The organism is Pseudoclavibacter sp. RFBI5, assembly GCF_002931395.1.
GTDB lineage: Bacteria > Actinomycetota > Actinomycetes > Actinomycetales > Microbacteriaceae > Pseudoclavibacter.
The window spans coordinates 195,596-219,007 of record NZ_PSYA01000004.1; the positions used below are offsets into that span (position 1 = coordinate 195,596).

General features: G+C 68.8%; 20 protein-coding genes and 1 pseudogene. 11 read left to right on the plus strand and 10 right to left on the minus strand.

The window, feature by feature from the left end; genetic code table 11:
• Nucleotides 1-4: 4 nt before the first annotated feature.
• From C5E06_RS03790 to C5E06_RS03800, 3 genes are read right to left on the minus strand one after another with little or no spacing between them, the layout of a single operon-like run.
• The gene (locus C5E06_RS03790; protein ID WP_104306037.1) at nt 5-751 is read right to left on the minus strand and encodes a hypothetical protein; all 747 of its coding nucleotides are present in this window, start codon (nt 749-751) and stop codon (nt 5-7) included.
• A gap of 10 nt (nt 752-761) precedes the next feature.
• A complete protein-coding gene (locus C5E06_RS03795; RefSeq protein WP_258067477.1) occupies nt 762-1,007 on the minus strand; it encodes an acyl-CoA carboxylase subunit epsilon in 246 nt (81 codons plus the stop codon).
• On the minus strand, nt 1,004-2,617 hold the full coding sequence (locus C5E06_RS03800; protein WP_104243005.1) for an acyl-CoA carboxylase subunit beta: 1,614 nt from the start codon (nt 2,615-2,617) through the stop codon (nt 1,004-1,006). The genes C5E06_RS03795 and C5E06_RS03800 overlap by 4 nt, the downstream gene beginning before the upstream one ends.
• A gap of 110 nt (nt 2,618-2,727) precedes the next feature.
• Here C5E06_RS03800 and C5E06_RS19175 point away from each other — a divergent pair, with 110 nt between their 5' ends.
• From C5E06_RS19175 to C5E06_RS03810, 3 genes are read left to right on the plus strand one after another with little or no spacing between them, the layout of a single operon-like run.
• Nucleotides 2,728-3,171, plus strand: a complete 444-nt coding sequence (locus tag C5E06_RS19175; RefSeq protein WP_181062880.1) for a hypothetical protein — start codon at nt 2,728-2,730, stop codon at nt 3,169-3,171.
• Nucleotides 3,168-4,040, plus strand: a complete 873-nt coding sequence (locus tag C5E06_RS03805; protein WP_181062881.1) for a biotin--[acetyl-CoA-carboxylase] ligase — start codon at nt 3,168-3,170, stop codon at nt 4,038-4,040. The genes C5E06_RS19175 and C5E06_RS03805 overlap by 4 nt, the downstream gene beginning before the upstream one ends.
• A complete protein-coding gene (locus tag C5E06_RS03810; RefSeq protein ID WP_104306039.1) occupies nt 4,040-4,780 on the plus strand; it encodes a PH domain-containing protein in 741 nt (246 codons plus the stop codon). The genes C5E06_RS03805 and C5E06_RS03810 overlap by 1 nt, the downstream gene beginning before the upstream one ends.
• A gap of 125 nt (nt 4,781-4,905) precedes the next feature.
• Here C5E06_RS03810 and C5E06_RS03815 read toward each other — a convergent pair whose 3' ends face one another.
• Nucleotides 4,906-5,535 carry a GtrA family protein gene (locus C5E06_RS03815; RefSeq protein WP_181057997.1) on the minus strand — a complete coding sequence of 210 codons (630 nt, stop codon included), beginning with the start codon at nt 5,533-5,535 and terminating at the stop codon, nt 4,906-4,908.
• 172 nt (nt 5,536-5,707) lie between these two features.
• Between C5E06_RS03815 and C5E06_RS03820 the strand changes: the two are divergent.
• From C5E06_RS03820 to C5E06_RS03830, 3 genes and pseudogenes are all read left to right on the plus strand, one after another.
• Nucleotides 5,708-6,901: pseudogene (locus tag C5E06_RS03820) on the plus strand (5-(carboxyamino)imidazole ribonucleotide synthase); the annotation flags it as partial.
• Between the two features lie 91 nt (nt 6,902-6,992).
• Entirely contained in the window at nt 6,993-7,535 is a 543-nt protein-coding gene (gene purE, locus C5E06_RS03825) for a 5-(carboxyamino)imidazole ribonucleotide mutase (RefSeq protein WP_104242995.1), read from the plus strand.
• 52 nt (nt 7,536-7,587) lie between these two features.
• Nucleotides 7,588-8,976, plus strand: coding sequence for an LCP family protein (locus C5E06_RS03830; protein ID WP_104299658.1), 1,389 nt, complete (start codon nt 7,588-7,590; stop codon nt 8,974-8,976).
• A 425-nt stretch (nt 8,977-9,401) separates the two neighbouring features.
• Here the strand turns inward: C5E06_RS03830 and C5E06_RS03835 are convergent, their stop codons facing one another.
• The 5 genes from C5E06_RS03835 to C5E06_RS03855 form a co-directional block, all read right to left on the minus strand.
• Entirely contained in the window at nt 9,402-10,391 is a 990-nt protein-coding gene (locus C5E06_RS03835) for a DUF559 domain-containing protein (RefSeq protein WP_181062882.1), read from the minus strand.
• A gap of 402 nt (nt 10,392-10,793) precedes the next feature.
• The gene (locus C5E06_RS03840) at nt 10,794-11,951 is read right to left on the minus strand and encodes a glycosyltransferase family 1 protein (protein ID WP_104306042.1); all 1,158 of its coding nucleotides are present in this window, start codon (nt 11,949-11,951) and stop codon (nt 10,794-10,796) included.
• Complete coding sequence (rfbD, locus tag C5E06_RS03845) at nt 11,951-12,850, minus strand: dTDP-4-dehydrorhamnose reductase (protein WP_258063366.1); 900 nt, start codon at nt 12,848-12,850, stop codon at nt 11,951-11,953. The genes C5E06_RS03840 and rfbD overlap by 1 nt, the downstream gene beginning before the upstream one ends.
• On the minus strand, nt 12,847-13,830 hold the full coding sequence (gene rfbB / locus C5E06_RS03850; protein ID WP_068484209.1) for a dTDP-glucose 4,6-dehydratase: 984 nt from the start codon (nt 13,828-13,830) through the stop codon (nt 12,847-12,849). The genes rfbD and rfbB overlap by 4 nt, the downstream gene beginning before the upstream one ends.
• Before the next feature lie 123 nt (nt 13,831-13,953).
• Nucleotides 13,954-14,895, minus strand: coding sequence for a glycosyltransferase (locus C5E06_RS03855; RefSeq protein ID WP_104299654.1), 942 nt, complete (start codon nt 14,893-14,895; stop codon nt 13,954-13,956).
• Nucleotides 14,896-15,006: 111 nt separating this feature from the next.
• Between C5E06_RS03855 and C5E06_RS03860 the strand changes: the two genes are divergently transcribed.
• Together C5E06_RS03860 and rfbA are read left to right on the plus strand one after the other, a co-directional pair.
• Nucleotides 15,007-15,621: a dTDP-4-dehydrorhamnose 3,5-epimerase family protein gene (locus C5E06_RS03860; RefSeq protein WP_068479667.1), complete on the plus strand. Its 615-nt coding sequence runs from the start codon at nt 15,007-15,009 to the stop codon at nt 15,619-15,621.
• Between the two features lie 2 nt (nt 15,622-15,623).
• Complete coding sequence (rfbA, locus tag C5E06_RS03865) at nt 15,624-16,484, plus strand: glucose-1-phosphate thymidylyltransferase RfbA (protein WP_104242985.1); 861 nt, start codon at nt 15,624-15,626, stop codon at nt 16,482-16,484.
• Nucleotides 16,485-16,574: 90 nt separating this feature from the next.
• Here rfbA and C5E06_RS03870 read toward each other — a convergent pair whose 3' ends face one another.
• On the minus strand, nt 16,575-17,618 hold the full coding sequence (locus C5E06_RS03870; RefSeq protein WP_104306043.1) for a glycosyltransferase: 1,044 nt from the start codon (nt 17,616-17,618) through the stop codon (nt 16,575-16,577).
• Nucleotides 17,619-17,712: 94 nt separating this feature from the next.
• Here C5E06_RS03870 and C5E06_RS03875 point away from each other — a divergent pair, with 94 nt between their 5' ends.
• The 3 genes from C5E06_RS03875 (at nt 17,713) to C5E06_RS03885 (ending at nt 23,378) form a co-directional block, all read left to right on the plus strand.
• Nucleotides 17,713-19,422 (plus strand): rhamnan synthesis F family protein, encoded by a 1,710-nt coding sequence (locus C5E06_RS03875; RefSeq protein ID WP_181062883.1) that lies wholly within the window; start codon nt 17,713-17,715, stop codon nt 19,420-19,422.
• Between the two features lie 73 nt (nt 19,423-19,495).
• Entirely contained in the window at nt 19,496-20,122 is a 627-nt protein-coding gene (locus tag C5E06_RS03880; protein WP_104242981.1) for a hypothetical protein, read from the plus strand.
• A 94-nt stretch (nt 20,123-20,216) separates the two neighbouring features.
• On the plus strand, nt 20,217-23,378 hold the full coding sequence (locus C5E06_RS03885; protein ID WP_181062884.1) for a rhamnan synthesis F family protein: 3,162 nt from the start codon (nt 20,217-20,219) through the stop codon (nt 23,376-23,378).
• Nucleotides 23,379-23,412 lie beyond the last annotated feature (34 nt).

The window sequence follows — 23,412 nt, forward strand, 5'->3', positions numbered from 1 at the left end:
CGATTCAGGACCGCTTCTCGAGCAGCAGCGCGACGGCGCGCTCCTTGCGATCGACCGGGCAGTCTGCGAAATACGCTGAGCTGGCGATGAGCGCCTGCGTGTAGCACTCAGCATGCCCCTCGACCGCGGGGACCGCGTTGCCGTCCCAGCCGGAGAACTGCCCGTAGCCCTCCTCTTCCAGCACGCGGACCATCTCGTCCGGGTTCGGGAAGACGTAGGCCTGCTGCGCGTGGCCCAGCTCGTGGATCAGGACCGACGCGCCCGCATCGGTGATCGTCGGGAACAGCGTCGCATCATCCGCCCGCAGATGGATGCTGGCGGTCGGCGGCTCGACCGGGCAACCGCCGCCCTCGCACCAGGACTGCTTCGTGCAGGCCTGCGCGTCCTCCGGGCAGGCCGTCTGGCCGTCGGCAGCCCAGGTCGCAGGAACACCGGATGCCGCGATGAAGGCGTCGATGCCAGCCTCTCCCTCTGGCCACGGGCCGATGGGGGCCGTGACGAGTGGCGGGTAGCTCAGCGAGGCGCTCTGCGCATCCTCCGGCGGGACGACGACCGGCTCGAAACGGCTCTGCGTGCCGAAGACGTTGACCTCGAACCACTCGCGGACGCCGTCAGCGCTCCACGGCTCTGCCGCAGGCGCGCCACCCTCGTCGTTCGAGGGCACACCAGCGGGGGTCGCGAACACCAGCGCCACTGCAAGCAGGGCGACGAGGGCGAACATGAACCCGCCAGAGGATCGCTCGGTTCGCATGCGGCTGCGATCAGCTCCGGTAGGAGCCGCCGAACGGATCGCTCGCGGAGCCGCCGCCGCGCATGCTGCGCTGCGAGAGCTGCCACGCCGTGCGGCGCTTGACGATGTCGCGGGGCCGGTCGAGGTCCTGTGCTGACTCGATCATCGAGGCGAGCACAAGCGTGGCCGCCGCGAGCTCGTCCTCGGTGGGGTTGCCGCTGACGGTGCGCACGATGTGCTCGAGGCCGACGTGCGAGGGGATCTGGTCCTGGCTCACAGTGGGATGTTCCCGTGCTTCTTGGGGGGCAGCGATGCGCGCTTCGTGCGCAGCGTGCGCAGCGCCTTCGCGACGATGACTCGGGTCGACGCGGGCTCGATGACCGAGTCGAGCTCGCCGCGCTCGGCAGCCAGGAAGGGAGACGCGACGTTGTACGTGTACTCGTTCGCGAGGCGCGTGCGCACGGCGGCGACGTCCTCGCCCGCCTCCTCGGCGCGCTTGATCTCACCCCGGTACAGGATGTTCACGGCACCCTGGCCGCCCATGACGGCGATCTCGGCGGTCGGCCACGCGAAGTTCAGGTCGGCGCCGAGCTGCTTCGAGCCCATGACGATGTACGCGCCGCCGTACGCCTTGCGCAGGATGACGGTCACGAGCGGCACTGTCGCCTCCGCGTACGCGTACAGCAGCTTCGCGCCGCGGCGGATGACCCCGGACCACTCCTGGTCGGTGCCGGGCAGGTAGCCAGGCACGTCCACGAGCGTGAGGATCGGGATCGAGAACGCGTCGCAGAAGCGCACGAAGCGGGACGCCTTCTCGCCGGCCTCGATGTTCAACGTGCCCGCCATCGCGCTCGGCTGGTTCGCGACGATGCCGACGGAGGTGCCGTCGACGCGCGCGAAGCCGATGATGATGTTGGGGGCGAAGAGCGGCTGGACCTCGAGGAAGTCGCCGTCGTCGACGATGAGCTCGATGACCTGCTTCACGTCGTACGGCTGGTTCGGGGAGTCGGGGATGACCGTGTTGAGCTTCTTGTCGAGATCCGTGATCTCGAGCTCCGTCTCGATGTCGTAGCTCGGCAGCTCGGCCTGGTTGTTGTCCGGCAGGAACGAGAGGAGCTGGCGCGCGTAGTCGAGGGCATCGTCCTCATCCGCGGCCAGGTAGTGGGAGACGCCAGAGGTGCGGTTGTGCGCGAGCGCGCCGCCGAGCTCCTCGAAGCCCACCTCCTCGCCGGTGACCGTCTTGATGACGTCAGGTCCCGTCACGAACATGTGGCTCGTCTTGTCGACCATGATGACGAAGTCGGTGAGCGCAGGGGAGTACACGGCGCCGCCGGCTGCGGGGCCCATGACGATGGAGATCTGCGGGATCACACCGGAGGCCTGCGTGTTGCGCCGGAAGATCTCGCCGTACTTCCCGAGCGCGACGACACCCTCCTGGATGCGCGCGCCGCCCGAGTCGAGCATGCCGATGATCGGCACCCCAACCTTCATGGCGTGGTCCATGATCTTGATGATCTTCTCGCCCGCGACCTCGCCGAGCGAGCCGCCGAACGTCGTGAAGTCCTGCGAGTAGACGGCGACACCGCGGCCGTGGATCGTGCCCGTTCCCGTGATGACCGCGTCGCCGTACGGGCGGCGGGCATCCATGCCGAACGCCGTCGTCCGGTGCCGGACGTACTCGTCGAGCTCCACGAAGGAGCCCGGGTCGAGCAGCTCGAGGATGCGCTCCCGTGCGGTCTTCTTGCCCTTCGCGTGCTGCTTCTTCGCAGAGACCTCCTCCGCCTGCGTCACTGCTTCCGCATGGCGGGCCCTGAGGTCGGCGATCTTGTCAGCCGTGCTCGTAGGGGTCGGACCGGACGCTGAGGAGTCAAGTGGTGCGGAGTTCACCCGCGTCACTTTACCGGGCGGCGGCTCATATTCGGCCGCACGGGTTAGCCTGATTCCCCGGTGAAGTGCAAGAGAGACGCACGACGCACGACATTTGAGAGGTTGGCGGCATGACTCAGGGGACTGGCGCACCGAACGGGGCCGCGCCCAGGGCAGGCGCCGAGGTCGTACCGCTGGCACCGGATGCCCAGGCGCAGCAGTGCCTGCTGCCGTCGAGCGCGCCCATGGCGCCGTACGACGCGAGCATCCGAGGCGAGGCGGGCACCCCGCCCGAGCTCTCGCGACGGAGCCTCTGGGGCAGGTGGGCGCTCGGCGTCGCCGCGCTCGTCCTCGTCCTCGCGTTCATCCCGGTTCCCGTGCTCAACATCGCGCTCGCGCTCTCCATCGCGGCCGTCGCCTTCGTGCTCGCGATCGTCGCGCTCTGGCAGAAGCGTCGCTCGAAGGTGCTCGCGATCATCGCCCTCGTCACCCTCTTCGTCGCCGTCCTCGCCTCGGTCGTGATGACCTTCGTGTACCTGTCGTTCATCGGCTCGGCGATCGCGGGCGCCCAGTGAGCACCCCTGCCATCACCCAGCTCCTCCTCGGAGGGCGAGCCGCTGGCACCGAGCTGCGCCTCATCTCCGTCCCGGAGGCGACCTCGACCAACGACGTGCTCGCCGACATCTGGGAGCGCACCGGGGGAGAGGCCAGCCAGAACCCGGCCCTCAGCACCCTCGTCACCTACGCCCAGACCGCCGGCGTCGGCCGCCACGGCCGTGAATGGATCTCCCCGCGCGGAAAATGCCTCGCAGCCTCGACCCTCGTGCGCCTCGCCGACGACGAGGCAGCCCCCCGCATCCTGGGCTGGCTGCCCCTCATCGCGGGACTCGCACTCCGCAGTGCCATCCTCGAGCTGTCACCACCGGCCCCCGGCTTCCGACCGGACGAGCACTCCGGTCGCGTCGAGATCAAGTGGCCGAACGATGTCCAGATCGACGGACGCAAGGTCGCCGGCATCCTGGGGCGTGTCCTCGGAACGCGCGACGGTGAGCTGTCCTGCGTCGTCGGCACCGGCGTCAACATCACCCTGCAGGCAGAAGAGCTGCCCACACCTCACGCCACCTCGCTCGCGCTGGCGGGAATGCTCCCGCCGCACCCGGCGGAGCTCCTCCCCGCGTACCTCTCCGAGTTCGTGGCGAGGCTCGAAGCGCTGCGCGAGACTCGCGGCGATGCCATCGCGAGCGGAGCCCACGGCGAGCTGAGCGACGTCTGCTCGACCCTCCGCGCCCGCGTCGCAGCCACGCTGCCGTCCGGCGAGATCCTGCACGGCTTCGCGACCGAGCTCACGCCGGAAGGGCACCTCGTGATCAGAGGCGATGACGGCGAGACCAGGTCCGTCGCGGCCGGGGACGTCGAGCGGGTCCGCCCAGAGAACGGGGCCTGATGCGCGGCCGCCCACCGCATCCGAGCGAGCAGTCCTGGGACCAGATCTTCGGCGCTCCCGACGCGCAGCAGTCCGGTGCGCAGCAGTACGGCGCACCGCCCCAGGGTGCGCAGCATGCCGTCAACCACGCGCCACGACAGCAGGCGGCACCGCCGCACCACGAGTACGCGCAGGTCCAGCAGCGAGCCGCGCCAGACCGGCACCGCTACCACTCCGGACGGCAGTACGGTCAGCAGTTCCCCGCTCAGCCGGAAAGCCCCCAGCAGCGGCACTACGAGCCGCTCGGCATGCGGCTGCCCGAGCGGACGATCATGCGAGTGCGCAGGCACGGACGCCGTCTGCTGCTGCCGTCGATCGTCCTCATCATCGGCTTCGCGGCCGCCGGCTACAACCTCGGTGCCCTGCAGGAGACGACGATCGGGGCCCGCCACGCGTGGCTGCTCATCTCGCTCGCCGCGATCGTCCTCCTCGGCATCGTGCCCATCGTGGTCTGGCTCCAGGCACGCAACAGGATCACCACGCACCGCATCGTGCTCTCGCAGGGCACCCTGACGAGCGAGACCCGCGAGATCTACATGAACGCGATCGTCGACGTCACGGTCCGGCGCAACCTCTGGCAGGCGATGTTCCGCTCGGGGACGATCGTCATCACCTCGGTCTCCGGCCACCGCCTCAGACTCATCGACGTGCCGAGCGCCAACACCGTTGCCGCGTGCATCCGGGAGCTCAGCGGGCCGTAGCCGCCCGAGCGCCGGGACCCGTCGCTCCTCCCCGACACGGGCTCGCAGAGGGCCGCAGACGCGAAGAGCCGCGGGCAGGAGTGCCCGCGGCTCTTGGCAGCCCGCCGATCGCTCGGCAGACGAGGTCAGCTGGCCTCTACTGCGGTGCCGTCCTTCTGCTGCATCTCCGCGACGCGCTTGGGGGAGAACACCCAGAAGCGGTACAGGATGAAGCGGAAGATCGCGCCGAGGCCGATTCCGACGAGGTTCGCGATGTTGTAGGCGATCCACGAGTGGTTGTCGAGCACGGCATTCGTGAACCAGATCGGGAGCAGGCCGATGCCGAGCCCCACGAGGCTCACGCCGAAGAACTCGATCGCCTCCCGGAAGTTGTCCTGGCGCTTGTGCTGGCGGAACGTCCAGATGCGGTTGCCGATCCAGTTCGTCACGATCGCCGCGCACGTCGAGATGACCTTCGCCCACAGCGCGCCATGCGCGACCTCGGTGGGGTTGAGCACCGTCAGCATGAGGATGTTGAACAGGCCGGTGTCGACGACGAAGCCGACCCCGCCGACGAGGCCGAAGTTGATGAGCTGCGCCATCATGCCCTTCGACGCCGCGATGCGTCGGAACACGTTGACGATGCGGCCCCAGAGGCTCCGCGAGGTCCGCTGCGCAGGCAGATCGAACTCGGCAGTCTCCGCGGCGACGAAGCCGACGAAATCCTCAGGCTCAGAGTGATGCGGCTCTGCGTGCTTGCGGGAGCGATTGGTCAAGCGCTCGACCTCCATCGTGGGGCACTTGCGTGGATGATGCCGCCGCAAGCAGGATAAACTGTTGGGGAGTTGTGACCCTCGTCGGAGTATAGACACGTCAGAGCAAAAGGCACGTCACTGCCACTGCAACGCAGGCGGGGAGAACTCCCCGGCCGTCGAATTCGATGCGAGCGCACAGACTCCCTCACGGCAGGACTGCCAGCAGCACTCTCGAACGGAGCGAACCATGGGTCAGGTCGTCGGCGTCATCGGAGCCGGGCAGCTCGCACGAATGATGCTCCCACCCGCCATCGAGCTCGACGTCGACCTGCGGGTCTTCGCGGCAGGCCGCGGCGAGAGCGCAGACCGCGCCGTCACCGCCGTCGGCGACATGCACGTCCTCGCTGAGGTGCTCGACTTCGCGCGCGGAGTGGATGTGGTCACCTTCGACCACGAGCACGTTCCGCAGGACGTGCTCAGGGGCCTCGTCGACGCCGGCGTCGCCGTGCGCCCAGGGCCGCACGCGCTGCAGTACGCCCAGGACAAGCTCCTCATGCGCCGCCGCCTCGCGGAGCTCGGCATCCCGATTCCCAACTGGGCCGAAGTGCGCGACGAGGCGGAGCTGCAGGCGTTCATCGACGCCAACGGCGGCGTCGCCGTGCTCAAGACGCCACGAGGCGGCTACGACGGCAAGGGCGTCCGCATCGTCCGCGACGGCGCCGACGGCGCCGACTGGTTCGCTGCGGGGGAGCCCCTGCTCGTCGAGGAACGCGTCGACTTCCGCCGCGAGCTCGCGCAGCTCGTCGCTCGTCGCCCCTCCGGTGAGATCGCCCTCTGGCCGATCGTCGAGACCGTGCAGCGCGACGGCGTCTGCGCCGAGGTGCTCGCCCCCGCCCCCGGTGCCGAAGGAGCGGACGACCGCCTCGGCTACGTCGCCGCCACCATCGCCCAGTCGGTCGCCCTCGGGCTCGACGTCACCGGCGTGCTGGCCGTCGAGCTCTTCGAGACGACCGATCAGCGCATCCTCGTCAACGAGCTCGCGATGCGCCCGCACAACTCCGGGCACTGGACCATCGACGGCTCCACCACGAGCCAGTTCGAGCAGCACCTCCGCGCCGTCCTCGACCTCCCCCTCGGCGACACCGGCATGACGGCACCCCACGCCGTCATGGTCAATGTGCTCGGCGGCCCGCAGGAGGGCAGCTACGGCGACCGGTACGAGAAGGCCATGCACGCGCATCCCGACGCGAAGATCCACAGCTACGGCAAGTCCGCGCGCCCCGGGCGGAAGGTGGGGCACGTGACCGTCGCCGGTCCAGAGCTCGACGAGGTCGCCTACCGGGCCAGGGCTGCGGCAGCCGCGTTCGACGACGACGCCGCATCCTGACGCGAGGCCGTAAGGCTGCGCTGGGCCTGAGGCGAGCCGTCACCGGCCAGCCTCAGCGGAGCCGCGCGCACCCGCGTCTACGCTTGCACGCATGAGCGACCACCCCACCGCATCGTCCGCGCCCGCAGACGACACCCCGCAGCAGGCTCCCCTCGTCGGCATCATCATGGGAAGCGACAGCGACTGGCGTGTCATGCACGAAGCTCGCGACGTGCTCGCCGAGTTCGGCATCCCCACCGAGGTCGAGGTCGTCTCCGCCCACCGCACCCCCGAGAAGCTCGTCAGCTACAGCCGCGGAGCGAGCGAACGCGGCATCCGCGTCATCATCGCCGGAGCGGGAGGCGCGGCCCACCTCCCCGGCATGGTCGCCTCGCTCACGACGCTCCCCGTCGTCGGCGTGCCGGTCCCGCTCAAGTACCTCGACGGCATGGACTCCCTGCTCTCGATCGTGCAGATGCCTGCAGGCATCCCCGTCGCGACGGTCTCCATCGGCGGAGCCAAGAACGCCGGAATCCTCGCCGCCCGCATCCTCGGCACAGCTGACGAAGCGCTGGCAGCCAGACTCGCCGACTACAGTGACGGACTGCGCGACGCCGTAGAAGCCAAGAACGACGCCCTCAAGCAGTCGCTCTAGCCCACCCCTTCGGCCGCCGTCGCTGCCCCTTGCTCCTCGACCGCAGGACCACATGACACTCACCCTCCCGCTCCGGTACCCGGACGCCAGCTCGCCGCAGCTCATGACCAGGCGCGCCTGGTGGCTGCTCCTCGCGAACTTCTTCCTCCCGGGAACCGCGCAGATCCTTGCCGGGAATCGGAAGTTCGGGCGCTTCATGCTCTCGATCTGGCTCGGCGGCATCGCGGCCGTGCTCGTGGTCCTGCTCATGGCGCTCGTGCTGCGCGGGCCACTGCTGTTCGTGTTCTCCACCACGCTCGGCATCACCGCGGTGCACCTCGTGCTCATGCTCTACGTGGCCATGTGGGTCGTGAGCGGACTGGATGCGCTCCGCCTCGTGCGCATCATCAAGCTCGAGCAGGTCGCTCGGCCGCTCATCGCCATCGTCGGCGTCGTCCTCGTCACCGTGCCGCTCGTCTTCGCCGCCGTCACGTCGCAGGTCGCGAACCAGGGGAAGTCCGCCATCGAGGGGCTCTTCGGCGGCGCGTCGAACGGCCTGCAGCTGCCGGCCGACGGCCAGATCAACATCATGATGCTCGGCGGCGACCGCGGCGCCGACCGCGAAGGCCTCCGCCCCGACTCGATCAGCGTCATGAGCTTCAACGCCTTCACCGGCAAGCTCACCACGATCGGTCTCCCGCGGGCGATGGAGAGCTTCCCCTTCTCCGAGGGGCACATGCACGACCTGTACCCGGACCTCTACGAGGGCTGCGCGGTCGACGTCTGCTACCTCAACTCCGTCTACACCGAGGCGACGATCGCCGAGGACGGCGGCTACGCCGACGCCGCCGAGCATGGCTCGGAGCCCGGCATCGAGGCGATGCGGGACGCGGTCGAGGGCATCACGGGGCTGAGCATCCAGTACTACGTGCTCGTCGACATGGCCGGCTTCACGGAGCTCATCGACGCCCTCGGCGGCGTCGACATCAACGTCACCGAGCGCGTGGGCATCGGCATCAACGACGACGGGTCACCAGGCTGGGCGCCCGCTACCGAGTTCATCGAGGTCGGGCAGCAGCACATGGACGGCTCGACGGCCCTCTGGTACGCCCGCTCCCGCTACGAGACGACCGACTTCGCCCGCATGGAGCGCCAGCGGCAGCTCCAGGAGGCGATGGTGGCGACGATGACACCCACCAACCTGCTCGGCAAGATCGGGCCGGTGACGGATGCGCTCGAGAAGGTCGTGCAGACCGACATCCCGGAGGGCATGATCGGCTACGTGGGCGATCTTCTCCTGAAGTCGCGCAGCGGCAACAGCGTGCGACTCGACATCGTGCCGCCCAACTTCGACCAGGGCAACCCCGACATCCCCGCGATCCACGCCGCCGTCCAGGACGCGATCGCCTCGGATCCGCCCGAGGCGACGCCTCCACCCGAGGAGAACGCACCCACCGAGTAGCGCCGGCCTGCTCGGCCTCGTGCTCGCGCTTGCCTTCGCCGCGCTCTCGGGATGGCTTTCGCGCTTGCGGATGGTGTGCATTCCATCCCGAAGTGCGCGTCCCATCTGGAGTCCGTGGGTGTTCTGCGGGCGCCGTGTGGTTGCTTCGGGATGGCTTTCGCGCTTGCGGATGGTGTGCATTCCATCCCGAAGTGCGCGTCCCATCTGGAGTCCGTGGGTGTTCTGCGGGCGCCGTGTGGTTGCTTCGGGATGGCTTTCGCGCTTGCGGATGGCGTGCATTCCATCCCGAAGTGCGCGTCCCATCTGGAGTCCGTGGGTGTTCTGCGGGCGCCGTGTGGTTGTTTCGGGATGGCTTTCGCGCTTGCGGATGGCGTGCATCCCATCCGGAAGCGCGAAGGCCATCTGGAGTCGACGCTGGGAACGACTCAACGGGATGCAGCGAGATCGATCGTGGTGCCCCTCGAGCGTGTGCCGCGACGGAGCGCCGCGCGCAGCTGCGACAAGAAAGCCGTCGGAGTCGCGAGATCCCGATTCGTGACCCGGATCACGACCCACCCGGCTTCCTGGAGGCGGTTGATCCTGCGCAGGTCGTTCATCGCCTGCTTCTTCTCCCAGTGGTACTCGCCGTCGTACTCGACGGCGACCTTCGCGTCTGGATAGGCAAGATCGACGCGCCCCACGAAGGTTCCCCTGCTGAGCACTCGGTGCCCCACGAGCGGTTCGTCGAACCCTGCATCGAGCAGCAAGAGCCGGGTGACGGACTCCATAGGGGATTCGACGCCGGGGCGGATCACGGCGAGGGCGGCGCGCATCCGCGTTGCGCCTACTGTGCGCCCCCAGGAATCCGTGAGGGCTTGGAGCTCTGACAGCTCCGCGAGTGCGGGAACAGGAGCACGGGGATCCTCGGAGACCGATGGATCGGATGGGCGGTTGATCCCACGGTAGCTCCGGGAGGTCGTGACGAGAGCATCGCCAAGAGTGATCAGCTCTCTGGACGTCAGGACGCGTGCGGCGAGTGCCCAGGTGAGGGTGGGTGTCGCGAGGGAGACGCCGAACTCCAGCGTTCGCGTCCAGTTCGACAGCTGGATGCTCCTCGCCCGGATACCCGATCCCCGTGGCTTGTTTCTGCCAGACGGGACGACGATGTGCACGGTCTTCTCGGAATCGAATCGCCGGGGAACCGGAAGGCCCCAGAAGCGGGCCGCGGTGAGGTCTCCCAGGGCGTGCCAGTCGCGCATCCTCGGCGCGAAGGCACGAGCGTAGTCGACTGGGGTTTCGACCGGATGCGTCGTGAACACGCCTCGGTGTGGCCGACCATAATCGCCGCCGTACAGTTCGCGAGCACTGATGCCCTCGAGCTGAGCTTGACGTGTGGAGAAGGCACGGGCGGGGCTTTCGAAGAACTGCGATTCCATGTTCGCGAGAGTAGGGTCCCGTCGCGTTTCGCTTTCCGTCTCTCCACAGGCCGGGACCTCGGGGCGATGTCGCCCGACCGCTCCCTGCCGGCGGCGATCGCATCGCGCGCGCGATCGCCGGTCGTCGCCGCTGCAGACTCGGGATGGGTTTGACGCCTCCCGATGGCTTGCAAGCCATCCGCGGGCGTGAAACCCATCCCGAGACGTTGCTGTGCCGAGATGTTGGCGCGCGCGATCGCCGGTGGTCGCCGCTGCAGACTCGGGATGGGTTTCACGCCTCCCGATGGCTTGCAAGCCATCCGCGGGCGTGAAACCCATCCCGAGACGTTGTCATCCGGAGACGTTGCTGTGCCGAGGGGTGCTGGCGCGAGAGACTACCCTGCCGACGTGGCGGCGTCGCGCCTAGAGGTCGGCGTGGAAGTTCCAGACCTGGTCGGCGGCGATCTCCCACGAGAACATCCCGCCGCGGTCCTTGCCGGCGAGGCGGAGTCGTCGTTCGAGGTCGCTGTCGCCGAGCACTCCCGCGATGGCACCGGCGAGGCGCTCGGGGTAGCCGCTGTCGGCGAGTCCGTCGCCGCGTTCCACGACGAGGGTGGCGTCGAGGCCGACCTCGACGAGTGCTGGGTCGTCGGAGGTGATGACGGGGGTGCCAAACTTGAAGGCCTCGATGATGGGCAGTCCGAACCCTGCGCTGAGACTGGGCACGACCAGGGCGCTGGCGCGCTGGAGGGCGACGGCGAGCTGCTCGTCGCTGATGACGCCGACGGAGACGACGCGCTCGCGGGCGACGCCGGAGGCGCTGACGAGGCCGTCGAGCGTGACCTCTCCGCGCTCTGTCGGACCGACGACGACAAGCGTGACGCCGGCGAGTTCCTTGTCGTCCAGGGCCTTGATGAGCTGGGCGAGGCCGTGGCGCTTGTGCAGCGATGCCAGGGTCAGCACGTACTCGTCCGGCAATCCGAGCGTGTCGGCGATCGCGTCCCCAGCTCCCTCGGACTCGGGGAGGCGGATGCTCGCAGCTGCGGCCGGGCTCATGACGCGCACGCGGTCACCGAAATCGAAGTGCTCGATGACCTGGTCGGCGACGGCGTTCGTCGGCACGACGATGCCGCTGGCGTAGCGGAACGCACGACGCAGGAGCGCCTTGTGGTGCTTCACGGTGTGCGAGCTGATGAGCTCCGGATGGGTGAACGCGGTCATGTCGTGCCAGGTGACGACCGTCTGGTCGATGCCCTGGCTGAGCGAGATGTCGCGCATGGGCGCGAGGGGAGTGAAGCTGTGGATGAAGCCGCCGCCGACGGTGTTCGTCAGGAGCCCGCGTGACCAGGAGGACTCGAGGCGTTCCGGGCGCAGAGGGGCCTGGACGACGCTCGTCAGGCCGGGGACCCGCTCCTCGAGGAGCGCGACCTCGTCGCGGGTGCGCCGGGGAATGATCGCCTCGACGTCGCAGCCGCGGGGCGCACGCGTGATGAGCTGGCGTCCGAGCTCTTCGCTGTAGCGGCGGGTGCCGCCTGGACGCTCATCGGCGGCGCGGTCGAGGAGAACACGAAGGGTAACCATCAGGCTCTGAGGACTCCTTGCGCGGCAGCGTCCTCGAGCGCGTCGAGCCAGGGCCGCATGGGTGGAACTCCCGCGTTCGCCCAGGCGTCATGGCCGAGGACGGAGTACGCGGGGCGAGGGGCGGGACGGACGAACGCACTGCTGTCCGTCTCCTTGACGTTCTCGGGGTCGAAGCCCGCGAGGCGGAAGATCTCCTTCGCGAAGTCGTACCAGGAGGCGATGCCGGCGTTTGTCCCGTGGTAGGTGCCGGCAGGAGCGCCCGAGTCGACGAGCGCGACAATCTGCGCCGCGAGGTCCGCCGAGTACGTGGGCTGTCCGAGCTGGTCGGAGACGACGGAGACCTCGGGCTTGGTCGCCGCGAGGCGGGCCATCGTCTTCGCGAAGTTCGGGCCGTCGGCCCCGTAGAGCCAGGCCGTGCGCACGATGTAGGAGGCGTCCGGCAGTGCGTCGCGGACGGCCTTCTCGCCGGCGGCCTTGGTGCGACCGTAGGCGGAGATCGGGTCGTGTTCGGCGCCTTCCGCATACGGGGACGCGGCGTCGCCGCGGAAGACGTAGTCGGTGGAGACGTGCACGAGTCGCGCGCCGTGCTTCGCGGCGGCAGCCGCGAGCACACCGGGGCCCGTCGCGTTGACCGCGAAGGCGGTCGCCTCGTCGGTCTCCGCTCCGTCCACGTTCGTGTAGGCGGCGGCGTTGATGACGACGTCATGCCCCGCCACAGCGGCCTCGACCGCTGCGGGGTCGGTGATGTCGAGCGCGGCGCGATCCAGAGCCGTGACCTCGCGGCCCGCGAGGGCGCGCTGGAGGTCACGGCCGAGCATCCCGGATGCACCCGTGATCAGGAACCGTGCGGCAACCGCAGGTGCGGATGCCGTGGCGGGGACAGACGTCGAATCGGTCACAGGGCAGCGCGCTCCTTCAGCGGCTCCCACCAGGTGCGGTTGTCGCGGTACCACTGCACCACGTCAGCCAGGCCCTGCTCGAACGGAACCTTGGGCTCGTAACCCAGCTCGCGCTGGATCTTGGAGATGTCGACCGAGTAGCGCAGGTCGTGGCCGAGGCGGTCCTGCACGCGGTCCACGTAGGACCAGTCCTTGCCGGTCGCGTCGAGGAGGAGCTGCGTGAGCTCCTTGTTGGTGAGCTCGGTGCCGCCGCCGATGTTGTAGATCTCGCCGGCCTTTCCGCCGACGAGCACCATCGCGATACCGCGGCAGTGGTCGTCCACGTGCAGCCAGTCGCGGATGTTGTTGCCCTCGCCGTAGAGCGGAACGTGCTTGTCGTCGATGAGGTTCGTGACGAAGAGCGGGATGACCTTCTCGGGGAAGTGGTACGGGCCGTAGTTGTTCGAGCACCGCGTGATCGACACGTTCAGGCCGTGCGTGCGGTGGTACGAGCGCGCGATGAGGTCGGAGGACGCCTTGGATGCCGAGTAGGGCGAGTTGGGTTCGAGCGGGAACGTCTCGCTCCAGCTTCCTTCTTCGATGGAGCCGTAGACCTCGTCGGTGGAGACGTGCACGAAGCGGGGCAGCTCGTGGCGCAGGGCCGCGTCGAGCAGCTTCTGCGTGCCGACGACGTTGGTCTCGATGAACACGGAGGCGTCGCGCACGGAGCGGTCGACGTGCGACTCTGCGGCGAAGTGGACAACCGCATCCACCTTCGGGATCCACTCGTCGAGCACGACGTCGTCGGTGATGTCGCCCTCGACGAACGTGAACCGCTCGGAGTCGGAGACGGGTGCGAGATTCTCGAGGTTGCCGGAGTAGGTCAGCTTGTCCAGCACGACGACCTCGACACCCTCCAGACCCTCGTACTGGTCCTGCAGCGCGCGGCGCACGAAGTTCGAGCCGATGAAGCCGGCCCCGCCGGTCACGAGAAGTTTCATACCTGTCCTGTTCAATCGTCGGCCGGGCTGTGCCGATGGAAATTTGCCGATGGTTGTGCGGTTCGACTGGCGCAGTGCGACCCGCGCGCAATCGGAGCTACTCTAGCGCGGCCCTTCGTCGAGCTACCACAGTCCCGTCGTGATGAGGGTGGCGAGTGCCGCGCGGTCCCGTGGCCGGCGTCGCAGCTGCCGCCAGCGTCGCACGAGCCGCAGCGCGTCCCGATACGTGAACTCGGCGAGGATCTCGTGCAGCCACTGCAGTCTCGGCAGCTCCTCGGGGGAGGCGACGTGGATGCACGCCTCGACCGTCAGCTGCACCTGCCCGCGGTGCCAGCGGTTCGAGGTGAGCCTCAGGCGCTTCCACGCCTGCGAGAGGCCGGTGTTGGCGCCGACCGCGTTGGCGACGTGCTGGCGGTAGTCGACGGTCGACTCGCCGTCGATGATCCAGCGGAGCCCGGCCGATCGGGCGAGCGCGTAGATGAGCCAGTCGTGGGCGAAGGCCGTGCGCGCTGGGGAGTCCGCGTTGTCGAGCTGGTCTGCGACGAGCCGCGCGAATCGCTCGGTGAGGAGGAACGTCGATCCGGGGCCGGGCGTCTCGAAGAGGTGGTCCGCGAGACGCTGCGGGTAGTCCTTCTTGATGAGGATGCGCGTGCCGTCCTCGGTGAACGCGGTGACGTTGGAGGAGATGCCGTCCGCGCGGCCCTCGCCGAGGAGCCGGATGTGCCGCTCGAGCTTGGCGGGCATCCACACGTCGTCCTGGTCCGCGAAGCCGACGTAGTCGTACTCCTCGATGGGGATCGTGGTGAGCAGGCGGAAGAAGTTGGGTGCGGGGGCGCCGAAGGTCTCGGGGGAGAGGATCGTGATGCGGGGGTCGGCGGCGGCGCGCTCGGCGAGGAGCTCGAGGGTGCCGTCCGTCGATCCGTCGTCGGACACGTACACGTGGAGGTCGGCGCCGGCCTGGTCGAGGATCGAGTCGAGCTGCTCGTCGAGGTAGGGCTTCCCCATGTGCGTCGCGAGGAGGACGGCGACGCGCGGCGGCGTGCGCGGCTCGGCGTTGGTGTGCATCCCGTATTCCTCTTCTCTATACGCGTTCTACCGCGGCGGTTCTCCAGCGTTCAAGTATGGCCGAGTGGGTCGGCGAGCATTCGCATTCCGTGCCGCACTAGACTCCTCGGCATGGAGATTCGCGAACTCAGCATCCCAGACAGCTACGAGATCACGCCGAAGCAGTTCGGCGACGACCGCGGCGTGTTCCTGGAGTGGTACCGCTTCGACAAGCTCGCAGAGGCTGTCGGGCACTCGATCGACCTCAAGCAGGCGAACACCTCGGTGTCGACGCGGGGTGTGGTCCGTGGCATCCACTTCGCGGACATTCCGCCGAGCCAGTCCAAGTACGTGACGTGCACGCGCGGAGCGGTGCTCGACTTCGTCATCGACATCCGCACGGGCTCGCCGAAGTTCGGCGAGTGGGACTCGGTGCGTCTCGACGACGTTGACCGCAAGGCCATCTACCTGTCCGAGGGTCTCGGCCACGCGTTCGTGGCACTCACGGATGACGCGACGGTCAGCTACCTCGTCACCGACACCTACCACGCGGAGCGCGAGCACGGCATCAACCCGCTCGACAAGGACGTCGACCTCCGCTTCCCGGAGGAGGCCGGCGAACTGCTGCTCTCCCCGAAGGACACGGATGCCCCCTCGCTTGCCGAGGCGGCCGCGTCCGGTCTCCTCCCCAGCTGGGAAGAGGCCCGCGCCTACTACGCGGAGCTCAGCGCGAAGGCGGGTGCGTAGCCATGAAGGGAATCATCCTGGCCGGCGGCTCCGGCACGCGTCTGTGGCCGATCACCAAGGGCATCTCGAAGCAGCTCATGCCCATCTACGACAAGCCGATGATCTACTACCCGCTGTCGACGCTCATGATGGCGGACATCCGCGAGGTGCTGATCATCACGACGCCCGAGTACAACGAGCAGTTCCGCGCCCTGCTGGGTGACGGCTCGCAGCTCGGGATGCGCATCGAGTACGCCGTGCAGCCGTCGCCGGATGGGCTCGCGCAGGCGTTCATCATCGGCGAGGAGTTCATCGGCGACGACTCGGTCGCGCTGGTGCTCGGCGACAACATCTTCCACGGCTCTGGGCTCGGCTCGTCGCTGCGCGGCAACAACGTGCTCGACGGCGGCTTGATCTTCGCCTATCACGTGTCGAACCCGGTCGCGTATGGCGTCGTCGAGTTCGATGAGCACAACAAGGCCGTGTCGATCGAGGAGAAGCCGGAGGTGCCGAAGTCGAACTACGCGGTGCCCGGCCTCTACTTCTACGACAACGACGTGGTCGAGATCGCGAAGAACGTGGAGCCTTCCGCGCGGGGCGAGCTCGAGATCTCGAGCGTCAACTCGGCGTACCTGGATGCGGGCAAGCTGCAGGTGCAGGTGCTCGACCGTGGCACGGCGTGGCTGGACACCGGCACGTTCGAGTCGATGATGCAGGCGAGCGAGTACGTTCGCGTGATCGAGGACCGTCAGGGCTTCAAGATCGGCTGCATCGAGGAGATCGCGTGGCGCGCCGGGTGGATCGACGACGCGGAGTTCGCGGAGCTCGCGAAGCCGCTGCAGAAGAGCGGATACGGACGCTACATGCAGGGGCTCCTCGCGTAGCGAGCCCCGCTTGCCGGTGAAGGCCGTGGCCCCTCGGGGTCACGGCCTTCGTCGTTGGCGCCACGCTCGGCATTCGCGCGACGCTCGCGGTCAGCGCTCGTCGCGCTCCCGCAACGACTGGAAGAGGTCGCGGGCGATGTCGTAGCTCCCGCGCGAGTAGTTCGCGTAGCGACCCCGCAGGGTCCACCTGAGGACGCGGGGGAGCCGACGGATGCGCAAGGCCGGCAGCTCGAGCCGCTGTCGTTCGTGCGCGACCTTGCGCCGCACGTGCGCCTCCTGCTCCGGGGTGCCGCCGAGCTCGCTGACGCGACGCAGGAGCGCCACGGCGCGGCGGTAGCGGCGCAGCTGGTCGGCGGAGCCGTCCTTGGTGGCCTGCGCGATCTTCACCCGCAGGGTGGGTGCGGTCTGCCCGATCTGGTTGCCGGTGTGCTGCCGGTAGTCGATGAGGGGCTCTCGCACGACGCGGAGTCCGTTCACGAGGGCCGCCGTCGTCGCGAGCCACTCGTCATGGATCCACGGCTCTGGCGCGTTGCCGGCTCGGAAGACGAGGGAAGCGCGCAGCATCATGGTGGCGCCGGTCACGAAGTTGCGGGCGGTGAGCGCCTCGAGCTGCCGCCCGTTCTCGTAGTCGCGCCATTCGGCGTCGGAGATCTCCAGCGATTCGAGGAGAGTGCCGCCGATGGGCTCGCCGTCCTCGTCGACGAGGAGTGCGTCGGAGTGCGCGAGCAGGGCCTGGTCGTCGCCGACGAGGGCGGCGAGGAGGTGCTCGACCTTCTTGGGGTGCCACACGTCGTCCTGGTCGCTGGTGGCGAGGTACTCGGTGCGGGCCTCGCCGAGCGCGAATGCGAAGTTCGCACTCACCCGTAGCGGCTCGTCGCGGGTGTAGATGCGGAATGCGCGGTCGGAGGCTTCCAGCACGCGGCGCGCGAGCTCGAGCGTTCCGTCGCTCGAGGCGTCGTCGGAGACGATGACCTCGGCGACGGGGTGGCTCTGCGAGAGGATGCTCTGCAGCTGCTGCTCGAGGAACTGCTCGCCGTTGTGGGTGCACACGACCGCGGTGACGGGGGCGTCTCCGAGTCGCTGCTCGCGGGCATCCTCCTGGCGGCGTTCGGCGACGAGTCGCGAAGCTGGCATCTGCTCTCCTCTGTCTCGGTGCGCTGTGGTGCTAGCTTGGCACGAGTCTGCACGCGCTCAGGGGAGGAGTCGGCCGCAGCGGCCGCCCGAGACTATGAATCGACTTGTCATCTACCTGCTCTTCGACCGGGCTGGTCTCGCCGACGCCGGTGTGCTCCGGGCGCTGCAGGGCCTGCGCGGGCACGCCAGCGAGCTCTTCGTCGTCGTGAACGGCTCGGTGACCGACGCTTCGCGCGAGTCGCTGGCCTCCGTCGCCGACAGGGTCTTCGAGCGGCCGAACGAGGGCTTCGATGTCGGCGGCTATCGCGCTGCGCTCGAGGAGATCGGTCCGGAGCGGCTCGCGGCGTTCGACGAGGTCGTGCTCGCGAACTACACCTTCTTCGGGCCCGTCGTCGACTTCGCCGAGACGTTCGCGTGGGCGGATGCCGCGGGGCACGACGTGTGGGGTGTGACGGAGCATGGGGAGCTCACCCCGGACCCGTACACGCGACGCGGCACCCTGCCATCGCACCTGCAGTCCCATTGGCTCGCCGTGCGGAGGGATGTCGTGGTGAGCGACGCGTGGGCCGAGTACTGGGCGTCGATGCCCGAGATCCGGTCGTACGACGACTCGGTGCGGCACCACGAGGCGCGCTTCTCCCCGTTCTTCGCGGAGCGCGGCTTCTCGGTCGGCGCGCAGTTCCCGGCAGGCAACTTCCGGGTGGACGGGACACCCGTCGCCAACGCCAGCCTCGAGACCCCGCTGCTGCTGCTCGAGGCGGGGGCGCCCCTCGTGAAGCGCCGCGTGTTCTTCCACGACCCCGTCGAGCTCGACCACCGCGGGGTCTCGGCTCGGGACGTCGCCCTCGATCTCGAGCGACGGGGCTTCCCCGTCGACGTGCTCGTCGAGGGGACGGCGCGGTTCGCGCCGAGTCGGGTGCTCGCCGGCGGCGTCGGGGCTGGCCCTCGGGTGCTGCGGCGCGCATCCACTGCGCTCACGCACGAGTGGCTTCGAGACGCGGCGAGCGGCGACGAGTCGGCGACGATCTCGGGTCTGCACGTGCGCATCGTCCGCGGCGACTTCTGGCGCAGGCTCGCCGGCGGCGACGAGCGGCTGCTGGACGCCGACCTGCTGCTGGTGGAGTCGGCGGCCGCGGACTCGGTGCGCTCGGCTCCGGCGAGCGCCTCGATGCTGGCCCGCCAGCGGGGCAGGAGGGTCGTCTTCGAGCGAGCGGAACCGCTCGCGTGGGAGTTCGCCGACCATGCCAGCCTGGGGATGGTGGTGCCGGTGGCGCCGCCCATCGGGACCGGACTGCTCGGTGACGGCTGGCGCGGCACCCGCACGAGGGCCGCTCTGCTCGCCGCGACGCTCGGTGCGGATGCACCGCTCGATCCGAACGCTCCGATCGCTCCGTACGCGGGGTTCGCGGCGTATCGGGTGGATGCGCTCCGACCGCTCGCGGGAGCCCTCGGCTCGCTCGGCTACGCGCCGCTCGAGGCGCGCTTCCCGGAGGGGGAGCTCGCGACGCTCCTCGACCTGGTCGCGAGCCGGCTCGTGTTCGACGCCGGGTTCGCGGTCTCCGAGGCGGAGACCGCCGATGGCCTCGCGAGCGACTACGCGCTGCTCGCCGCGAAGTACGAGGATCTCGTGGCCGAGTTCGGCTCGGACGTGCGAGCACCGCACCGTCTTGCGCGCGCTCGCCGGCCCGGCGGCAGCGGCCTCACGCGGGTCGCCGCAGCCGTGTTCCGTCGTCTGCCCGCGCTCGAGGAGCCGCTCCGACGCCTCGCCGCTGACGCCAAGGGTCTGCTGGCGCGCCTGCGCTGACCGCGCCCCGCGGCGCGGCATCAGGAGGCCCCGGCCTCCGGCGGGGTACCGTGTCTGCGACTGGAGGTGGCAGATGAGCAACGGCGAGACGCCGCTCGGCGGGCAGTACGACCCTGACGAGCTCGAAGAGCTGGAGAGCCAGGCCGAGCGCCGTGGCACCGGGCGAGGGCTGATCATCGGCCTCCTCATCGCGGCGGCCGTGGCGATCGCCGCGATCGTGTTCGTGCTCATGAACCCGCTCGGGCAGCAGGCCCCACCAGACAACACTGCCCCCGTCACGACGTTGCCCCAGGCGACCGAGGTGGCGGTCCCGGAGACGCTCATCGTCACGGCCACCCCTGGCCCGACGGTCACGGTGACCGAGACCGCGGCCCCAGACCCGGACGCCGAGGCGTCCGCGGTTCAGGTGTCGCTGAGTCGTGCCTACTGGGTCCCGGACCAGCGCGTGATCTCAGCTGCAGCGCTCGTGTCCGCCACGGAACCGGGCGGGACCTGCACGCTCGTCTTGAAGAACGGGCCGGTGACGTTCGTCGCGACGGCGTCGGCGGCCGCTCCGACCTCGGCCGGCACCGATGCCTCGAGCTGCATCGTGAACCTCCGCGACGAGTCGATCACCCCCGGTGATTGGGAAGCGGTCATGCAGTACGAGGGTCCAGCTGGGAGTGGCGTGAGCGCTCCGATGACGGTCACCGTCACCTGACCCCGAGCTCGTGGTGCGGCGGGCTCCCGGTCGGCCATCGGATCGGCGAGCTGCAGCTAATCTGATCGGTGGCCGCTACCAAAGGGGAATGCTCATGACAGCTCGCGTCACCGTCGCCACCCGCACGAGGAACCGTCCGCTCCTGCTGCGTCGGGCCCTCGACAGCGTGCTCTCGCAGACGTTCGCTGACTTCGAGCTCGTCGTCGTCAACGATGCCGGCGATGCCGAGGCGCTCGATGCGCTGCTCGAGCCGTTCCTGGAGCGCGCGGCGGGACGTCTTCGCGTGGTCACCAACGTCGTCTCGAACGGTCGCGAGGCGGCCATGAACGACGGATTCCGGGACTCGGATGCCGACTACCTGGTGCTGCACGACGACGACGACAGCTGGGCTCCCGACTTCCTGCAGAAGACGGTGGACTACCTCGACGCGCACGCCGAGGACGCCGGAGTCGCGACGCGCACTGAGGTCGTCTTCGAGCGTGTCGAGGGCGACACGGTCATCGAGGAGTCGCGCGAGGTGCTCGCCGACGACGCTCACGCAGTCACGCTCATCGGCACCATGCGACGCAGCACGGTGCCGCCGATCTCGTTCCTGTTCCGGAGGAGCGCCTACCTCGAGGTCGGCGAGTTCGACGGTTCGCTGCCCGTGCTCGCGGACTGGGATTTCCTGCTCAGGCTCCTGACCAGGCACACCGTCGGCTTCATCAGCGGCGAGCCGCTCGCGTTCTGGCATCAGCGGCTCGCGTCGCTCGGCCCTGACGGGAACAGCGTCGTCATCGCTGCCGACGAGCACTCCGACTACGGCACGATCATCCGAGACCGCTACCTGCGCAAGGCGCTCGACGGGGGCGGGGGGATCGGCCCTTCGCTGCTCGTGACGAGCCTCTTCGAGGACATGGAGCGCTCGTCTGCAGAGTCGAGGCGACAGGCGAGCGAGTTCTCGCAGGTCTCTCAGCTCAAGCAGGCCGAGGCACTGGAGGTGACGAAGGTCGCTCTCCTCCTCGAGATCGCGAAGCTCGAGCAGCAGCAGCGGGACGTGCTCCAGTCGCTCGACGTGCTGCACACGGTCGCCGAGGTCGCGCTGCCCGTCGTCAATGGTGCGCGGCGAGCAGCGCGCCCAGTCGCCAAGACCGTCCGCGCCGGGAAGAAGGTCGCCTCGGGCATCGGCTCCCTCGTGAGGGCCGGCGCAAGGGTCGCGCTCAAGAGCCGTCGGGGCGCAGGCGCAGGCGCCGGGGACGGGGCAGCCGTGCACGAGGCTGGGGTTGTCAGCATTCGTCCGGAGATCGTGAACACGCCCATGCCGCTCGTCGCCGCCGGTCGGCCTCGCGAAGATGCGCGGCTGCAGGGCAAGACGCCGAGGCGCGTGGCGTTCTACCTCTTCTTCGACCCGGAGGGGCAGGTCGATGACTACGTCCTCCACAAGCTGACGGCGCTTCGTGAGCACGTCGAGCACATCTTCGTCGTCTCGAACTCGCCCATCTCGGATGAGGGCAAGGCGCGGCTCGCCACGGTCGCGGACACGGTTCTCGAGCGTGAGAACAAGGGCTTCGACGTGTGGGGGTACAAGGAGGCGCAGGAGCACTTCGGATGGGATCGACTCGCGGAGTACGACGAGCTCATCCTCCTCAACTACACGTTCTTCGGGCCCATCTTCCCGTTCGGTGAGATGTTCGACCGAATGGATGCCCAGGACGTCGACTTCTGGGGTATCACGAGCCACGAGGCCGTGACCCCCCACCCGCACCACGGCGTCGGCAGCATGGCCGGGCACATCCAGTCGCACTGGATCGCCGTGCGACGAGACATGTTCCTGTCGGACGAGTACCGCGAGTACTGGGCGGACATGCCGATGATCACGTCGTACTTCGACTCCATCGACCGTCACGAGGGCCGGTTCACGAGCTATTTCGCGAGCCTGGGCTTCGTCTACGAGCTGGCCTTCCCCTCGGAGGACTACCCGTCGCAGCACCCGATCTTCGACAACATCTCGCTCATGCTCGACGACCGTCTGCCGATCCTGAAGCGACGCATCTTCTTCCACGACCCGGACTACCTGGACAGGCAGGCGATCATCGGTCGCGACGTCACGGATCGTCTGGAGCGCGCGGGCTTCCCGATGGACCTCATCTGGTCGAACGTGGTGCGCAGCGCGAAGCCGCGCGTGCTGCACACGAACTTCTCCCTGCTTGAGATCCTCCCCGATCTGGAGGAGCGCGACGCCACGGGGCGGGAGCTCCTCGAGCGCACGCAGCTCGGGCGGACCGCCGTGGTCGCGCACCTCTACTACGACGAGCTCATCGACGAGATCGTCGATCACGCCGCTCGTGTGCCCGGGGAGGTCGATCTGTACGTGACGACCACGGACGAGACGAAGCGGGCCGCCATCCGCGAGGCCGTCGCGCGTCGCGGCTGGGGGGACCGGAGCGACGTCCGCCTCGTCGAGTCGAACCGGGGCCGCGACATCTCGGCGTTCTTCGTCGGCTGCGCGGATGTGCTGCGCGACGAGCGGTACGAGTTCATCGTCAAGATCCACGGCAAGAAGAGCGTCCAGGACGGATGGAATGCCGGGCAGTGGTTCAAGCGCCACCTGCTGGAGAACCTCCTTCCGAGCGAGGGCTACGCTGCGAACCTCTTCGCGCTGTTCCAGAAGCACGGCACGCTCGGAATGGTCTTCCCTCCGGTCATCCACATGGGCTATCCGACGCTCGGACACGCCTGGTTCCTCAACAAGGGCCCCGCCGGGAAGCTGCTCAGGCAGTTGGGCGTCTCGACGCCGCTCGACGACTCCACCCCCGTCTCGCCGTACGGCTCGATGTTCATCGCGCGCCGAGAAGCACTGCGGCCCATCGTGGACGCGGGCTTCACCTGGGATGACTTCCCCGGTGAGAGCGGGTACCAGGACGGCACCCTCGCGCATGTGCTCGAGCGCATCGTGAGCTACGCCGCGCACGGTGAGGGCTTCCACACGCGGACCGTCATGAACACCAGGATGGCGGCCATCAGCCACACGTTCCTCGAGTACAAGCTGCAGGAGCTCGCGTCGTTCGTGCCGTACGGTCACGCGATCGAGCAGGTCCCGTATCTTTCCGACGTGCTCGGTGGCGGTCCAGGTGTCGCGCCCTCTCCGCTCGGCGCGTTGAAGCGATACGTGGCTGAGCAGAACCCGGCTTCGGCGCGAGCGCTGCGCCCTGCGTACGCTGTGGCCCGGAAGGTGTACGCGCAGGTGCGCTCGGCGGGCGGTGGACGCCCCTCCTGATGCGGTGCTGGTTGGTGCCGTCCAGAATGCGGGC

Excerpts from the sequence above, each read along its gene's own strand:
- C5E06_RS19175 (WP_181062880.1), top strand. The coding sequence starts at position 2,728 with ATGACTCAGGGGACTGGCGCACCGAACGGGGCCGCGCCCAGGGCAGGC.
- C5E06_RS03810 (WP_104306039.1), top strand. The coding sequence starts at position 4,040 with ATGCGCGGCCGCCCACCGCATCCGAGCGAGCAGTCCTGGGACCAGATC.
- rfbA (WP_104242985.1), top strand. The coding sequence starts at position 15,624 with ATGAAGGGAATCATCCTGGCCGGCGGCTCCGGCACGCGTCTGTGGCCG.
- C5E06_RS03880 (WP_104242981.1), top strand. The coding sequence starts at position 19,496 with ATGAGCAACGGCGAGACGCCGCTCGGCGGGCAGTACGACCCTGACGAG.
- C5E06_RS03870 (WP_104306043.1), bottom strand. The coding sequence starts at position 17,618 with ATGCCAGCTTCGCGACTCGTCGCCGAACGCCGCCAGGAGGATGCCCGC.
- C5E06_RS03855 (WP_104299654.1), bottom strand. The coding sequence starts at position 14,895 with ATGCACACCAACGCCGAGCCGCGCACGCCGCCGCGCGTCGCCGTCCTC.
- C5E06_RS03875 (WP_181062883.1), top strand. The coding sequence starts at position 17,713 with ATGAATCGACTTGTCATCTACCTGCTCTTCGACCGGGCTGGTCTCGCC.
- purE (WP_104242995.1), top strand. The coding sequence starts at position 6,993 with ATGAGCGACCACCCCACCGCATCGTCCGCGCCCGCAGACGACACCCCG.
- C5E06_RS03860 (WP_068479667.1), top strand. The coding sequence starts at position 15,007 with ATGGAGATTCGCGAACTCAGCATCCCAGACAGCTACGAGATCACGCCG.
- C5E06_RS03835 (WP_181062882.1), bottom strand. The coding sequence starts at position 10,391 with ATGGAATCGCAGTTCTTCGAAAGCCCCGCCCGTGCCTTCTCCACACGT.
- rfbB (WP_068484209.1), bottom strand. The coding sequence starts at position 13,830 with ATGAAACTTCTCGTGACCGGCGGGGCCGGCTTCATCGGCTCGAACTTC.
- C5E06_RS03885 (WP_181062884.1), top strand. The coding sequence starts at position 20,217 with ATGACAGCTCGCGTCACCGTCGCCACCCGCACGAGGAACCGTCCGCTC.
- C5E06_RS03840 (WP_104306042.1), bottom strand. The coding sequence starts at position 11,951 with ATGGTTACCCTTCGTGTTCTCCTCGACCGCGCCGCCGATGAGCGTCCA.
- C5E06_RS03830 (WP_104299658.1), top strand. The coding sequence starts at position 7,588 with ATGACACTCACCCTCCCGCTCCGGTACCCGGACGCCAGCTCGCCGCAG.
- C5E06_RS03790 (WP_104306037.1), bottom strand. The coding sequence starts at position 751 with ATGCGAACCGAGCGATCCTCTGGCGGGTTCATGTTCGCCCTCGTCGCC.